The following is a 15,635-nucleotide window of genomic DNA, read 5'->3' on the forward strand; positions in this document are numbered from 1 at the left end:
GGAGATGGGGAGGATGGGGAGGATGGGGAGGATGGGGAGGATGGGGAGGATGGGGAAGATTAAGAATTTTGAGGATTAAGAATTTTTTAGTAACGACTTCAGTCGTTTACACACCCTCTCCCGTCTCTCCCCCATCTCCCCTATCCTCCCCATCCTCCCCATCTCCCCCATCCTCCCTATCTCCCCTATCTCCCCTATCTCCCCCATCCTCCCCAAAACCCCCCGCCCCTCAAGCGCAGCGACTTTTAACGCAAGGTTGTTTAGCGGGAATTTGTATTAAAAACTCAGTCCCTTGGCCGGGTTCGGAGTCACATTTGAGGACGCCACCATGTTTATCGACAACAATTTTATAACTAATGGAGAGGCCGAGTCCGGTCCCTTTGCCTACGGGTTTGGTGGTAAAGAAGGGGTCAAATAGGCGTTTTTTAACTTCTTCGGTCATTCCGGGTCCGTTATCGCGAATGCGGATGGAGACTTCGGTGGGGTTGCCGAGGGCATCGGTTTTGGCAATGTCGGTGCTGATTTTAATAATATGGGGTGCGCCTTGATTTTCCAGGGCGTCCATTGCGTTGGTGAGAATGTTCATGAAGACTTGATTGAGTTGTCCGGCGTAACATTCCACTTTGGGGAGTTTCCCGTATTCTTTGACGAGTTCGACCCCGGGATCTTTACCTTTGGGTTTCCAGCGGTTGTGCAAAATGAGCAGGGTGTTATCAATGCCTTCGTGAATGTCTACGGGCTTCATTTCGGCTTCATCGAGACGAGAGAAGTTGCGCAAGGAGACGACGATTTGACGAATGCGATCGGCCCCCATCTGCATGGAGGCGAGGATTTTAGGCAGATCTTCGAGGAGAAAGTCGAGGTCAATATCTTCGGAGACTTCCAGAACTTCGGGGGCGGGATTAGGGTAAAGGGTTTGATAGACTTCGATCAGGTGGAGCAGGTCTTGGGTGTAGTTGTTGGCATGGACGAGGTTGCCGGTGATGAAGTTAACGGGGTTGTTGATTTCGTGGGCGATGCCTGCGACCATTTGTCCGAGGCTGGACATTTTCTCGGTTTGGATTAACTGGGCTTGGGTTTGTTTGAGGTTTTGCAGGGCGACGCTGAGTTGTTGCGCTTGGGTTTGGGCGGCGAGGGCGGCGGCGTGGGTTTGGGCGTAGAGTTCGGCTTGGTCGATCGCCAGGGCGAGTTGATCGACGACGCCTTGGAGGAGTTCGATTTCACTATCGGTCCAGGGGCGGGGTTGGCTATGGCTACAGACGACGGCCCCGAGTTGACCGGAACGGGTTTCTAAGGGGAGGAGGAGGACGGAGACAATCCCCATTTCTGAGAAGAGGGTGCGGGTTTTGTCGTCTAAGTCGGCGCTGGTATCGAGACGATCGCTGCGTAAGGATTCTAGGTCCCTAATTTTCTGGGTGAGGGGGCCGCTGAGGGAGGCGGGGTATTCGCACAGGAGATTTTTTTTGTTGAGCGATCGCGATTCATGGGTCACGGTGAGACTCGGCTGAAGCGGATGAGGCAGATACCACAAAAAATGACAGCGGTCAATTTGTAACAGGGAGTGAATTTCGGTGACGGCGGTTTCGAGGATGGTGTCGAGGTCAAGGGAGTTGCGAATCTGACTGGCAAGGCGGAACAGCAAGCCTTCACGACGAGAGAGGAGGGCTTCCCGGGCGCGATCGCGATCGATGGCGAGGGCTAAAGTGCTCGATACCCAGATTAGGAGGTTTTGGACGGACTCGCTCACCCCATTCTCGATGACGACTGCCATTACGCCACAAATCTGGTCATCAATTACTAGGGGTTGCAGTAAACAATCCGGGTGGAGTTCACAATTTTCTAAAGTGTCGTTTTTGCCCCGTTCTCTTTGGCGAACCAAGCAGCCGGTATAAGTTTTACGGGTTTGCGCGACGGTGCCGATTTGGGTTTGTCCTAGAGGAATGCGATCGGGGAACAGTTCCTGGTCTAACAGAATCCCAGCAGTGGACCGCATTTCAAGTTCTTTAAGCGCGGGATTCAAGGTCCAAACTCCGGCAGAGCTGGCTTCTAAATACTCCACGATCGCCCTCATGATCGGCGGGAACAGGGTTTCTAAAGGTCCTCCTTTGGCGAGGAGTCGCCCGATTTGAGCGCTGAACTCATAGAGGCGACTGCTATTCAGGGGAGTTTCTTCGAGTTGGTTTGGGGGGGTCACATTTTGGAAATACACGGATAAACCTTCGGAGTTTGGGTAGGCTTGCATTTTTAAACACCGTCCCAGATAAAATGCCTCAGCGGTGACCGTCCGTGCCTCACCTAGGGCGCGTCGGTATTCCTCTATCAATTTAGACTGATTCCATTGGCTTAATTCTTGCCAAATATTTCTACCCATTAAAAGATGCCTGGGTTTTCCTAAAATTTCTTCACCCTGGGGGTTGATTTCGGTAAAATTCCACTCGCGATCTAGTCGAAAATAACCGACATTTTTTAAATCTTCCCCCAAGGCGATCGCGCAGGTATCGCAACAGGTCCTGATAATCGGGGCATCTGCTAGGGGTTGAAGATCACAGGACTGGATGTTACTCGTTTTATCCATGACAATTCCATTGATGTACGGGAGTTATACCCGAGGTCCCCAAACTCTGCACCGGCGATCGCAATTGAGCGGATCGACGCTTTCGACACACCCGTTGTCCGCTGCCTTCCTCTATTATTCTTCCCCAGTCCAAGGAAAACCCTCGCCACACCCTAAAAGCAGCATCTGTAATTCCCGGATCAACTCGGATACAGTCCTGGGAATGGAGAAAACTGACCTCAGAGTGTAAGGTTTGCTTCACCTGAGAACCGTTTCTATCGAAGACTCCTTCTAAAGGGTATTCCTCTAAAGTTTGACCCCGGTGACTCTCCATCAACTCCCGGATACTTTTGAGTGCAACCCTAGCATCAATCCAAATTGGGGGTTTTTGCTTACCTGATTGGCCTATCCTCGACGGTTTTAGCCCCCAGGGGAGCCCGGAGGATGGACACCCCAGCATCGCCCTCCATGCCGGTTGATCAACCTGCACCAAACAACGGACGGCCCAAGGGCTGTAGTGAGTTTGAGTCACCCCTCGTTCGAGCTCCGTCCAGGCAAAGATCCTGGAAAAGCCGATTGAGACTTGATCCCTCCCGTTATGTTTGATTTGTTTTTGACTTGGCACTGGACCTTTCATTTGAAGGTACCTCTCCCCAAATTAGAAACCGCCAGTCTTTCTGACTGGACTATCGCTTTTTATCCTGGATTGGATTGCTCGGCACTGAGTTAATTTTACGGGAAATTACCCCCACTCGATATGGGAAAATTGCGGATTTAAGGATTAACTTTTAAACAGCGCAGATGCAGCAATCCTTGCCAATTTTAGCTAAGGTATTTTCCCCAGCGCCATATTTATAGTCATTTATATCCAACGGTTTTATTCCCTCTTTCATCCTCTCCTATCATCTAGTATGTCTTTCTGGGTGATATTTTTTAAAGGATTTAATAAAAATTAACTTTTTGTAAAACTGACTCGGGCTGGGTCAAGGTTCAAGGGATAGGACAACTCCTGCCTTCCCGAGGCACGTTAATTTTTTATCGAAGAAAAGCCAAGTTTAAAATACCTAATGATATCAAAAAAAAAGCCTTGATGTCAAGGAATCCTAACGAATAAAGCGGGACCCCAATCTCAGGCGATCGCCCCTGGCTTGGGTCACTCCGTTAGGGCAACCTAAAAGCCTCTTTTTAGACCTAGGTATCGCTGTGGAACAGGCTTCTCTCCTGCTTTGAATGGGTACAATCTACACTCTTGCACCGTTGTTTTTGAGGGTTCCCCCAAATTTTTAACCGATTCAGAGATATTCTGAACCGACCGGATCTGAATGCAAAGAAATGATAAAGAAAAAAGCACTGTCTGTAAAGGAATCATGAACGATTGTTCTGGCATTATTTCCCGGATTTCACCGGACTGGGGCAGATGAATCAGCCGTTCTTTCTCAGATTTCCAGCCTCATTCCCCACCCCAAGGCAACTGTCCCAATTTTCTACGGTTAGGGAACCTTTGATGCAGAACAGTAGCCTTTTTAAGGGGAGTCTATGGGGATCACTTCGAGTCAATGCATCCGGAACCCATCCTCTACATCCATCGGGGAATCCCATTCCTAAACTCGGTCCTGATCGTTCCCCTTGACTCCGACGAAGACTATCCTAAACCGGGTAGTCTTTCGAGGACCGTCTCTTCAGACTTCTCACTTTATTTATCGGCTTTCTTGGGGAACTTTTAAGCCTCTCCTCTCTCCTTAACCTCATCGGTTTTGCCCCGGATATACTTGAAGGATTGAGCCGGAGTTTCCTAATTTTCGACAGGGCTGATTATCCTAATTTTTCTGGGGAGTTCAGCCTGATGAATTAGAAGATTTGCTGACTGAATGGCAGTAAATTGTCAAAATTTAACCCCAGGCTTTGGCCTCAATTCTCAGGTTTCAGCCTGAAGTTTTATTCAGTCATGAAGGAATAATACTCGATTAAATCAGAGTACCCCTGGGTTGCTGGCTGAGTTCCGAGAGCAGAGTCAGCAGTTTGGCTGAAAAAAATATGGCCCTTCTTAGACTTCATCTCCCCTTACCCAGGGTCTTTAGAGCAGAATGGTCGTTCGGTTTACAAGCCCCTACAACCTAAAGGATCAGCCCTGTAAGAACTATGAAAAAATGTAACTTTTGTATTAAGTTTTATGATCGCCAGGGTTGAGATTGGATGAAATAGGAGCCGTTCTTAAAAAAAGTATTAAGAGATACTTAAAAAGTCCAGAAAGTGATCTATAAAACAAAATAGGAGTCAAGGATCAGTTACAAAGGAGGAAGACATCTTAAGTCGGGTTGTCCAAGAGGTAGGCGAAGTCAAAACTTTCTCAAAATTCACGAATCACAGATCTCAAGTTGTTAAAGGGATGCTGAGGAGATGAAGAAATGAAAAGGTTGTCACTCGACTGATACCCAGGAGAGTCCCGAAGGAGAACTCACGAATCAACCGAAATATTGGGAAAACCGAGTTTTCAGCAACCCCGTGTCAAAGAATTTTACGATCGCCCTAGGGGAAGTCCCTCAGTTAGCACCGCCGGACCCGGAAGGATTAAATGCTTCACCGATTCCCTAGCTAGAATTTGGCCGAGCTAATTAGAGAAATTGTTTAAAGTCAAGCCCGGGGCAACATAATACTAGAATTGTGCGAAAATATTAAGCAAAGGATGTTATTCGTTATGTTAACCACACTTCAATCTGAGTATAAAGAACAAGCCGAGATACAGGCACTCCAGCAACAACTCGCAGCAAGGGAAATCCGGTTTCGGAATGTTATCGATAAATTGGCGGATGGGATTATCATCGTTGATAGCAAGGGACTGGTCCGCTTTATTAACCGTGCTGCCGAATGTTTGCTGAAATGTCAAGCGGATGCTTTGCTTGGAAAAGAAGTGTTTGGCACCCGGGTGTTTGAAATCCAGGGGGGTCAAATCGGGACAGAAATTATTCAGCGGGTTGGAGATAGCGATCGCGATAGCACCAGAGTTGTGCAAACGCAAGTGGAAATTTTGCGCAAAGGCGAAGAAGATGCGATCGCAGAAATGCGAATTGTGGAAACCGAATGGGAAGGAGAAAAAGCGCTCATGGCGTCCCTTCGGGATATTACTTCCCGGGTGCGAGCACTGGAAGCATTGCAAAAATCTGAGGCGCAGCTTAGGGAACAAACTCAACAACTGGAGCGGACCCTGCAGCAACTCAAGCAGACTCAATCTCAACTGATTCAAACGGAAAAAATGTCAAGTTTGGGTCAAATGGTAGCTGGGGTGGCTCATGAAATTAACAACCCGGTTAACTTTATCTATGGAAATATCGATCACGCCAGTTGCTATATCCAAGATTTAATGGGGTTGATGGCACTGTATGAACAAAACTACCCCAATCCAGCGGAAGAGATTACTCAGTATGCTCAGGAAATTGATCTCGAATTTTTGAGTCAGGATCTCCCCAAACTCCTCTCTTCGATGAAGTTGGGAACCGATCGCATTCGCGAAATTGTGATGAGCTTGCGGAATTTCTCGCGGTTGGATGAGGCGCAAATGAAGCGAGTGAATATTCATGAAGGGATTGATAGTACCCTGCTAATTCTGCAAAATCGTCTAAAAGCGCGATCGGGTTTTCCGGGAATTGAATTGATTAAAGAGTACGGCAATTTAGAGCAGATTGAATGCTATGCCGGACAACTCAATCAAGTCTTTATGAATATTATCAGCAATTCCATTGATGCGATTGAAGAAAGTTCTAAGTTTTTAGTGCTGCATTCGGAATTGTCCGACTCCAAGGGAGAAGGATCATCGGCGAGCAGTAAAATCTCACCTAAAATTAGGATTGCGACTGAATTGGTTGAAAAGACTGCGGGGAGTGGCGATCGCGATGAAACCCGTCTGCTTATTAAAATTTCCGATAACGGGCCCGGGATGAGCGAGGAAGTGAGGCAACGATTGTTTGATCCATTTTTTACCACAAAACCGGTGGGTAAAGGCACGGGGTTAGGGTTGTCAATTTCTTATCACATTGTGGTTGAAAAACATGGCGGTCAATTACAATGTATTTCTACGCCTGACGAAGGAACGGAATTTATCATTGATATTCCGATGCAACAGCAAAAACGGAAGTCTTCTGAAGCCCCGGCAAATCGCTCAGATTTACGACCTCAAACGCGCTTTCAACCGCATCTCAAAGCTTGCTAAATTTTGATTTGTTGGGAACCACCTAGCCTGCTTTTGATTTTTTCCCAGGGTGCCCTATGTTGAATGAGTGGAGGAATTTCAACTCGGCCTAAGTTTTGGCCCGGTTTTGGGTTGGGCTATCTTTATGGGTCTTGAAATCGGCTAACCTCTGAGCCAGTCTTCCTGTTTAATCAGGAGCATGGGTCATGGGTAAATTTGCTGTTTCAAGATGAATTTTCAAGGTGCAGAAGCAGGCCAGGAGGAACCCGTAATTCCGAGGCGGCGGAGAGTTCAGAGGGTGTTAAAACTCTCGGGGAATTTACTTAGAAATACTATAACAGATTTTTCAAAAAAATACCATTTGCGTAAAAAGACTGAAAAAGATTAACTCTCGGACTCAGTTTCGGGAAGGAGGGTTCAAGAAAGTCGGGGATTTCCGGGGCGATCGCCCTTGCTGGAGTTTGTTGAGTGAACACTCGCAGCAGGGGAGAATGAGGAAATTTTTAAGGGCGATCGCGGGCGGATTAATGGGCTTTATTGAAGCGCTTAGAAATCCAACTGGTCAATCCACTCAACAGCGCACCGGCCATTAAAATGCCAATTGCGGGGTTAAAAACAGGTTGCCAGAGTTGGTGCCAAATGTCGAGGCCCAGATTGACGCCGGTGGATCGTCCCACGACGGCGATCGCAAACCAAACAAAGCTGAGCAATACAAAAAATACATCGGCGACTAAAAACAGGTTCAGCCAATTTAAAAGTTTTTCTTTCATGGGCGCTTGGTAGTCCTAATCCTTTAAAACAATTAACCCCATTGCGGCGATCGCACTTCGGTGAATGGTAAGATATCACCGCTAGGGTATCACGAGTGGGGTAAGTCCGGGGAATCAGTCGCGAATCCCTCCCTTAGATGCGTCGCAGTAACGGAACGACCCTCGGAGAATGGGCGATCGCCCAGACATTGATGCTCAGACACAGACTGGCTAGAGCGAGCAAGATATAGGTAGGAGCCATGACTACCCCAATCAGGAACCAACTGAGAACGTGCAAGACCATGACGACGGCATAAAAACTAGCGATCGCTGCCATCACGCGAATCTGTAGTTTTTGGGTTCCCAGTCCCATAAAAATCAAAGTTTGTAAGGTTGCTAGTAAGTTGGCCGGAACTAAAAATGCGCAAATTGCAATACAGTGGGTTCGAGAAAATTCGCAAATCAGATCAAACATTATCAACGTATCAAAAGAGTTTGTGCTAAGTGGAATTTTTTTAAAATCCCTGGGTTTACTGTAGCATATTGATTTGAAAATGGGACGAATGATAGATAAATTTTATCAAAAATTGAGGTATGGTAAAAATAAGAACCTTGTAAATTCTTGTAAAGGATAGCGCACCCAATGGAAAATGCAGAAGGAATTTTTAATGTAGTGGCCGGACTGCTGGCCGTAGGAATTTTTGTCGGGGGGATGCTGATGATGTTTACCACAGTCTGGACGACCAAGCGGTAAATCCCTGAACCGGCAAAAAGCCTCTCGGGAGTAGCGGTGCGATCGCCGTTCTACTCCCGTTAACCCGAATTAAAACAGGTGCATCGGTAAGGGAGAGGGCAGCAAATCCCGATGGAGTTGCGTTGAAAACAAAGGAAAAAAATCCCGGGACTCGGTACCACATTCGGGGGCAAAATTGGTTATGATAAGATACAAAACCCCTTAGTGGTTTGTCCCTCAATGCAAAATAGATCTTTCATCAATCAAGTGATGACAGCGGGAATCCTATCTGTGGCGATCGCGCCTTGGATCCAGCCCCTTGTCAATGCCCGCGAACCCGTTCCATTATTTTTATTGGATACGCAATGTGTCACCAATGGACCAGGGCGATCGCAACAAGAAACCTTAGATATATCCATCGGGAGAAAAGTCTATCGGTCTTATTTCTTTTTAGGTCCAGGGAGTCGAGAAGTCTCCGTTACTTGTCGAATTGGAGAAGAATCGGGTCAATTTGAATCCCTGTTATTAGAATTTGGAATGCGCGATAATGACCGAGGAAGTCCGCCGAATGCGGTCAATATTTATTTAGATGGGGTGCGGCAGGAATCCTATACCTTGACTCCCGGAGAGCAAGTTTCTTTATCTCTGAATCTGACTAATGTCAGTCATGTTGCCATTGAAACCGTTTGTTCGAGTCAAACTCGCTATTGTGATCGCGTGTACTTTTTTGAATCTACTCTTTTACCTCGGGTGAATTTAGTCCCTTCCGAGTCTAATTCTGAGTCTCCCAATCAAATTTAGGACAACAGTTTCATCCCCCAAACCGGCGAGGGTGAAACCCCGCCGGTATCACCGGATAACCTGACCGAAAAAGCCTTTTAATCTGGGTTAAAGGGGGCAACAGACGACCCTTTTTGTTATAACCAAGGACGAGTCACTTGTTCCAATTGCGCCACTTCATCTGCCGTTAATTGCCATCCCACAGCCCCCGCATTTTGTCGGGCTTGTTCCGCATTTTTTGCCCCAGGAATCGGAATAATACCCCCTTGAGCAATTAACCAATTTAAGGCAACTTGAGCGGGAGTTTTGCCATAGTTTTGACCGAATTGATGCAATAAATCTAAAACCGGAGAAATTTTCCGCAATCCCTCGGGTTTGAAGCGGGAATCCCACTGGCGAGGTCCGCTGGGTTGGGGACCTTCGGGGGTATATTTTCCCGTGAGTAATCCTTGTTGGAGGGGACTATAGGCCAAAATAGTGATTCCTAATTCCCGTGCCGTTTTGATAATTCCCTGCGTTTCTACCTCCCGAGATAATAAAGAATAACGCACCTGATTGACCGCTAAAGGAATTCCACGCTTGGATAAAACAGCATGAGCTTCTCGCATTTGGGCGGCAGAATAATTGCTGACGCCAATAGTTTGGATTCGGCCTTTTTCGACTTGATCAGCTAAAGCATTCATTAAGGTTTCTTGGCTCATTAAAAAGGTAAAAGGCCAATGAACTTGATAGAGGGTGACTTGAGTTAATTGCAGGCGATCGAGACTAGCGGTGAGCGCTTCCGCAACGGACTCAGCCGTAAACCGCCAGGGTAAAGGACCGTATTTTGTAGCAACTTGAATCGGGGTTTCCGTTTGCCGAATAAATTGACCCAAAAGCTGTTCAGATTTACCTAATCCATACACTTCGGCGGTATCAAAAAAGGTGATTCCTGCGTCGACAGCGGCATGAAATGCTTCCTGAACCTGAGTGGCCCCGTAATCTTTGCCATAGTTCCAAAATAAGGTATCTCCCCAGGACCACGCACCAATACCGAGGGTGGGTACGGTTGGCCCATTGTTTCCTAATTGGATGAATTCCATCGTTTTAAAACCCTGAATTTTGATTGCAATGGTATTGTAATCCAGAATTACCAAGGGCTGCCAATCAGGGTAAACACCGCCCAAAAATAGGGATGTTTGAAATCCCGGGTTTGAGTTTCGTTGATTCCCTCAGAACGCAGAGAAAAATTTCCCGATTCCGAGTAGAGGCGATCGCCTTCAAAGCGCACTCTTCCCTCCAACATCGCAATCTGTGCCTGTCGCAATGCTTCGGCTTTAATTGGCGCAGTTTTTAGATTCTGGTAGAACTCTGTCATCAGGGCCAGGGTTCCTTCATCGCTCACGTAAGTCAAACTGGCGATCGCGGTTTTTGCCCCAATTCGCACCGCTAATCCGGCAAACCCTAACTCCGCCTCTAAACTGCCGATCGCCGTGCGACAGGCACTTAAAACCAACAAATCCACCGGCGGATTGTTCCATTCTAAATCCCGCATTTCTTGTAAGTTTAAGGGTCCGTCCCAAAGCTGAATATAAGATTCGCTGGGGTCACCGGGATTAAATTGCCCATGAGTAGCTAGATGAACTAACCGAAAGGGTTGAGATGCCCGCTGAAATTTGAGGTTTTCCAAAGTAAATTCTTCGTTTAAAAATTCGCGTCCGTTCCCTAATGTCTGAATAATCGTTTCTAATTCTAGGGGAACCGCTGGCAAATTGGGTAAGGTACTAAAAGTTGAGGCTCCCATTGCTAAAGCCGGAAAAGTCCGGATATCCTGATAGCGAGTATCGGTTAAGTTCACACTGGGAATTAAGCCAAGACGATATTTTTCGACTAAAAATTGCTCTCCATCGTGCAAGGCAGCAATCGGAAGAGTTCGTAATCCCGCATCCATTGAAAAAGCGATCGTATCAATTTCTTCCGCTTCTAATTCTGAGGCAAGGGGGGCGATTATCCATTGATACAGTTGTCGTGCCGGAGGTAAATAAGTTTGAGTATTTAAGCGTTTAAGGTCCGTAATTTGGGTCAATAAATTGCGGGCCGTCGATAATAAATTTTCTTGGTTTGCTTCTTGAATAACCCGGTGAATCGGGTTCCCCTTGGGTGTGATGAGGAACAAATCTAAGCGATCGCCCCGGGACAAAACATAAACAATTGCCGGATTGGTGCCGGTTTCTTGGGCCACTTGGCGCAATTTTTGGACAATTTCTTCAAAAGAGAGTAATTCCGCCCCCAAATCTTCTTCAAAATAAGTTTCAAATTCCGATTGGCGGAGTCCTTCTATTTGTTCGATAGTTGCCCCTAAATTAGGGTTAGTTTGGTTAAGAAAATTATCCAGATTTAATCGGTTCGTTGCGACGCGATCATCGGGGAGAATTTTACTATCCAGTTGGCGACTTTCAAGCTGAATCAGCGGTTGTGCTGCTGGGGGTCTTTCTAGCTGAGTTTGTAATAAAGTTTCCGGTAACTCTTGGGGAGGGGAAGACTCAGGAATCGGTGCCGGGGGACGGATGACTGAGGGTTCTCTGGCAGCAGAAACCAAGGAAATATTCCCTTGAGTAAAGGAAAAGGGAAAGGACTGCACCGGAGCAATGATATTATTTCCAGCAGTCATAATCGCCGCCAGAGTGCCATTGAGTTGAGCATCACCGATAATAAACGGCGCTTGGGCGATCGCACTCCCATGACTAATTTTTATCTTTCCCTCCTCACTTAAACCGGCATTGGAAATGCTGGCATCGGGGGAATTTTCCTCCAGTAAAGTATCCGTTGCCCGAAAAAAGCGCCCGCTGGTAATTTCAGCAGTTCCCCCAGTTCTCCCCTGAGCGCTAATAGACTGGACTTGTATATCCCCGGGGGCCTTTAAAATGATATCCCCTGCGGCTTGTTCTGTGGCATTGGTCGCAATTGTACCCGTTTGTATTCCTGGTGCCAAGGGTTGTCCATCAATCCCTTGACAAGACTGACAAGCAGCAATTGTGAGATTGCCACCGCCAAATAATCCCGAGGTATTAATCTCTTCAGTGAGAATGCGATCGCGGTTACTGGTGAGGGTAATTTCGCCCCCAGTTCCTGTAGGGGTCGAGGTATTCAGGATGCCGGTGGTAATTTCTCGTTCTGTCGTAACTTCCAGGGTTCCCCCTGGTGAAGTCACATCCCCCGTGGTGACAAAATTATTGCTACTATTGAGACTCATTTTCCCGGGATTAGCGGTGACATTTCCTACAGAAATTTGCTCCGTCGCATTCAGTGCTAAAATCGGGGTTGTCAGATTAACGTTTTCCGCTACTAGAGTGACATCTTGGAGGGCGATCGTCCCGGAACTGTTCACCGTCAGACGATCCACTGTCATCCCCTCAGATGCCGTAACTTCAGTGGTTTCCTCAATGGCGATCGGCCCTAATGCACCCCCTTCCGCACCCCCCACTTCCCGCGCAAAGATAATACTGCCTGGGGTATTCAGCGTGAGAGACTGCCCTGCATTTTCCTGACTATTCAGAGTATTATTAAAGGTAATCAAACTGCCGGGAGTCAGGGTGCTTAAGCGAATATCATTCCCCAAAATCACTGCACTATTCAGAATAATATTTCTTTGGGCTACAATATCACTGGATAGAGTTAATACATCCGCCACAATATCTAAACTGCGGAGGGGAACTTGACTGCCAATCGGTTGGTTCACTGCCACAGTTCCTAAGGGCGAATTGACAGTAAGCTGCCGTTCCCCATTGATGGTCCCATTAAAGGTGATATTACTCCCCGCAAAGGTGACATCGGCATTCAAAAAGATATTGCCAAAGCTGAGTTCTCCTTCCGTTAGCACATCGGCACTCACTAAGGTTGCGCCTGCGGTATCAATCGTCAGAATGGCATTATCCGAGAGGGTGAGATTTCCGGCGATATCTGTCGCACCTTGTCCTTGAGGCGATCGCAAAGTAACCGGATCGCTGAAGTCCACCACCCCAGCAATACTAATCAGTCCGGTGCTATTTTCGGACCCCATAATAATCGCACTAAATCCATCCTCTAGGGCCGCTAAATCCGCCACCGTCAGATCCAAAACCGTATTTCCCGTATCACTTTCACCGGATAAAACAATAGTTTGATTAGGATTTCTGGGTTGTAGGGTGAGAATTCCAGTGCTAGTAATTGTACCATTCAAATCAATTTCATTGCCCGTCAGGGTCATATTGCCACTGCCACTGTTGACAATTCCCACCATGACGGTATTGCCTGCATCAAGGCTAATATTGCCATTAACCGTCGTTCCTAATGATATGACTTCCCCGGCAGTAATAATATTTCCAGTGCGACTCAGCACTGAAATATCCCCCCCATTGGTAGTGAGATTTCCCGTAATAATATCGCTAGTCGCTGAGAGAATGGCCGGACCTCCATCGGTGGTAATATTGTTAACAGTAATGCTTCCTCGACTAAAACTTTCACTAGAAGAAAATACCGTATCGGATATTGTCTGATCCGGGGGAACATTAGCCACATTAGACAGACTGGCTTCCCCAGCGCGCAGAATTACCGAGGGACTGCTCGTGAGAATGGGGAGATCCGGATCAGAACCCGTCAGGGTGGTATCCGGTTGGGTGATATTAATACTAACCCCGATAATACTCCCCCCCGCCTCCACTTTCAGGGAAGCGCCGGTATAGTCTCCAAAGCTCACATCCCCATTTGATGTCACAATCGGGTCAAATAGACTGATCAGGGTTCCAGGTTCTCCGGAACGGGTGCGAATTGCAAAATTTCCCCCGGCTGCAAAGTGAGAATCTCCGGAAATCAGCCCATCACTCACTAAAGTTATATCACCCCCAGCGCGAAAGGGTTCAAATTGAAACTTCACCTGATCCACTGAGAGGATAGAATCCAAGGCTAAGATATCAACGGCGCGATCGCCTATCAAGGTCAAATTGCCCCCTGTTTGGGCTAAAAAAGGCCGGTCCAGGCTATCTCGCACCCACACCGTATCCCCAGCCCTCAACTGCATATCCCCGGTGGTTTGTAAGGTGGTTTCCACTAGAGTGAGATTTTGGTGAGCTGATAAAGAGACCGTTTCTCCGGATACGTGAGATTGTTTCATTACCACATCTCCCGATGCAATTCCCAACCCGGAACCGATTAATTCTACTGTTCCATCAGGGTTGATAAGAACATCGGTCACATGAGAAGAATTGCCCCCGGTGAGTAAGGCGGGTAACGCCATCGGTGCGATCGGAAAAGGCGTAGCAATATCCAAACTCAGGAGATGATTCGGTTGAGACAAACGCACCCAACTCGAACCAGGAACTGTCGCCATTGTCATGCTTCCCTGGGGTGAGGCGACTGTCCCCTGATTCAAAATTGTTCCCCCAATCAGGGTTAAATTTTGCCCCGATGCCACAGTTAAATTCCCTGAATTAAGAATAGCCCCGGGCTGCAACGTCTCAAAAACAAAGGCATTAGGAGTTCCCACTAACTCTCCATAAAAATCCCCCCCCACCGCATTAAACCAACCGTCATCAAACCCTATCCCCGTTGCCGTCGTGGCAAGAAATGAACCGGGGACATTCAGACTGGAATTTGGGCCAAATACTATCCCAGCAGGGTTCATTAAATAGAGATGCGACGCACCGCCAGTAACCTGAATCAGTCCATTAATATAAGAAGCATTGCCGCCATTAATTCGGCCTAAAATATTGACAACTGCGGGATTAGAAATAAAATTAGCAATGTCAGCAGAATTCAGCCCAAACTCACTAAAACTATGGAACAAATTTCGGCCATCAGAGGACCGCTGACCCCCAGTGATATCATACCGGGTTCCCTCGGGGGTAACCAGGGTCCCTGTCCCATCCGTTGCCGGGACGATGGGCTGAGATTGGGCACTCAAAGCCGAGAACAACACTGCCAACGGTAGCATCGAAAGCCCGAGGGAGAGTGTTTTTGGGTATGATTTCCCTGATTTGGGGTGGGTCACTGTTTTCCGATCCATTGCCGCCATTCCCTATAAAATTTGCGATCGCTTTTTAACTAACACTGTAGCCGCTGACACCCTGAGTTTTCTGTAGGGACCGAAAGAGCATCTCTACCTATCCCTAGAACAATATTGGCACAGTCTGGGTCCACTAACACAGATTTTCGATGACTAGATTATAACTTCCATAGCTGCCTTTAGCCTGATCACATTTTATCAAAGCTGGCAACTTCATCGTAAAAACTAAAAGTTCTAAAGCCGATGTATTATTTCTGGCCTAGATTTATCAAAATTGTTTTATTTTTTATGCTCTAAATAAAGTAGTTAAACTCTAGTTTTTCTATGATTTTCTGATTCCAGAAAATTGGATGCCCCCCAATCCCTTTGAAGTTCAATCTATTTGATCTGTAGAATGGAAACTTTTGGAAAAGAAAGAAAGTCATAATATTGCTTTTCTTACTTCTATTTTTGGGATTTATGAACAATGGGTAATATTTATCCGTGGCAGAGGGCATAATCAAAAAAGGGTGAATGTAGAATCGTCTTGTAGGTACTTCTCTCTCATGGGGAATCCCTTCGTGACTCGCTTAGGTTAGGACCCAGATACCCACCCAAAAACTATCTTTAAAGCCCTT

8 protein-coding genes are annotated in these 15,635 nt (G+C 47.0%); 2 read left to right on the top strand and 6 right to left on the bottom strand.

Annotated features, from left to right (window positions below; genetic code table 11):
* Positions 1-229: 229 nt before the first annotated feature.
* Positions 230-2,575 (bottom strand): ATP-binding protein, encoded by a 2,346-nt coding sequence (locus NG796_RS22700; protein WP_261209420.1) that lies wholly within the window; start codon positions 2,573-2,575, stop codon positions 230-232.
* The gene (locus tag NG796_RS22705; protein ID WP_261209421.1) at positions 2,568-2,888 is read right to left on the bottom strand and encodes a hypothetical protein; all 321 of its coding nucleotides are present in this window, start codon (positions 2,886-2,888) and stop codon (positions 2,568-2,570) included. The genes NG796_RS22700 and NG796_RS22705 overlap by 8 nt, the downstream gene beginning before the upstream one ends.
* A gap of 2,361 nt (positions 2,889-5,249) precedes the next feature.
* Here NG796_RS22705 and NG796_RS22710 point away from each other — a divergent pair.
* On the top strand, positions 5,250-6,758 hold the full coding sequence (locus NG796_RS22710) for an ATP-binding protein (protein ID WP_261209422.1): 1,509 nt from the start codon (positions 5,250-5,252) through the stop codon (positions 6,756-6,758).
* Between the two features lie 503 nt (positions 6,759-7,261).
* Here the strand turns inward: NG796_RS22710 and NG796_RS22715 are convergent.
* Positions 7,262-7,507, bottom strand: coding sequence for a hypothetical protein (locus NG796_RS22715; RefSeq protein WP_261209423.1), 246 nt, complete (start codon positions 7,505-7,507; stop codon positions 7,262-7,264).
* A gap of 133 nt (positions 7,508-7,640) precedes the next feature.
* Positions 7,641-7,961: a hypothetical protein gene (locus tag NG796_RS22720; RefSeq protein ID WP_261209424.1), complete on the bottom strand. Its 321-nt coding sequence runs from the start codon at positions 7,959-7,961 to the stop codon at positions 7,641-7,643.
* Between the two features lie 498 nt (positions 7,962-8,459).
* Between NG796_RS22720 and NG796_RS22725 the strand changes: the two genes are divergently transcribed.
* Positions 8,460-9,020 carry a hypothetical protein gene (locus NG796_RS22725; protein WP_261209426.1) on the top strand — a complete coding sequence of 187 codons (561 nt, stop codon included), beginning with the start codon at positions 8,460-8,462 and terminating at the stop codon, positions 9,018-9,020.
* Between the two features lie 116 nt (positions 9,021-9,136).
* On the opposite strand, the gene NG796_RS22730 is transcribed toward NG796_RS22725, so the two are convergent.
* Together NG796_RS22730 and NG796_RS22735 are read right to left on the bottom strand one after the other, a co-directional pair.
* Positions 9,137-10,081: an aldo/keto reductase gene (locus NG796_RS22730; RefSeq protein ID WP_261209428.1), complete on the bottom strand. Its 945-nt coding sequence runs from the start codon at positions 10,079-10,081 to the stop codon at positions 9,137-9,139.
* 47 nt (positions 10,082-10,128) lie between these two features.
* On the bottom strand, positions 10,129-14,946 hold the full coding sequence (locus NG796_RS22735; RefSeq protein ID WP_261209430.1) for a CHAT domain-containing protein: 4,818 nt from the start codon (positions 14,944-14,946) through the stop codon (positions 10,129-10,131).
* Between the last annotated feature and the right edge of the window lie 689 nt (positions 14,947-15,635).

It is taken from the genome of Laspinema sp. D2d (assembly GCF_025370755.1).
GTDB lineage: Bacteria > Cyanobacteriota > Cyanobacteriia > Cyanobacteriales > Laspinemataceae > Laspinema.

Excerpts from the sequence above, each read along its gene's own strand:
- NG796_RS22700 (WP_261209420.1), bottom strand. The coding sequence starts at position 2,575 with ATGGATAAAACGAGTAACATCCAGTCCTGTGATCTTCAACCCCTAGCA.
- NG796_RS22705 (WP_261209421.1), bottom strand. The coding sequence starts at position 2,888 with ATGGAGAGTCACCGGGGTCAAACTTTAGAGGAATACCCTTTAGAAGGA.
- NG796_RS22710 (WP_261209422.1), top strand. The coding sequence starts at position 5,250 with ATGTTAACCACACTTCAATCTGAGTATAAAGAACAAGCCGAGATACAG.
- NG796_RS22715 (WP_261209423.1), bottom strand. The coding sequence starts at position 7,507 with ATGAAAGAAAAACTTTTAAATTGGCTGAACCTGTTTTTAGTCGCCGAT.
- NG796_RS22720 (WP_261209424.1), bottom strand. The coding sequence starts at position 7,961 with ATGTTTGATCTGATTTGCGAATTTTCTCGAACCCACTGTATTGCAATT.
- NG796_RS22725 (WP_261209426.1), top strand. The coding sequence starts at position 8,460 with ATGCAAAATAGATCTTTCATCAATCAAGTGATGACAGCGGGAATCCTA.
- NG796_RS22730 (WP_261209428.1), bottom strand. The coding sequence starts at position 10,081 with ATGGAATTCATCCAATTAGGAAACAATGGGCCAACCGTACCCACCCTC.
- NG796_RS22735 (WP_261209430.1), bottom strand. The coding sequence starts at position 14,946 with ATGCTACCGTTGGCAGTGTTGTTCTCGGCTTTGAGTGCCCAATCTCAG.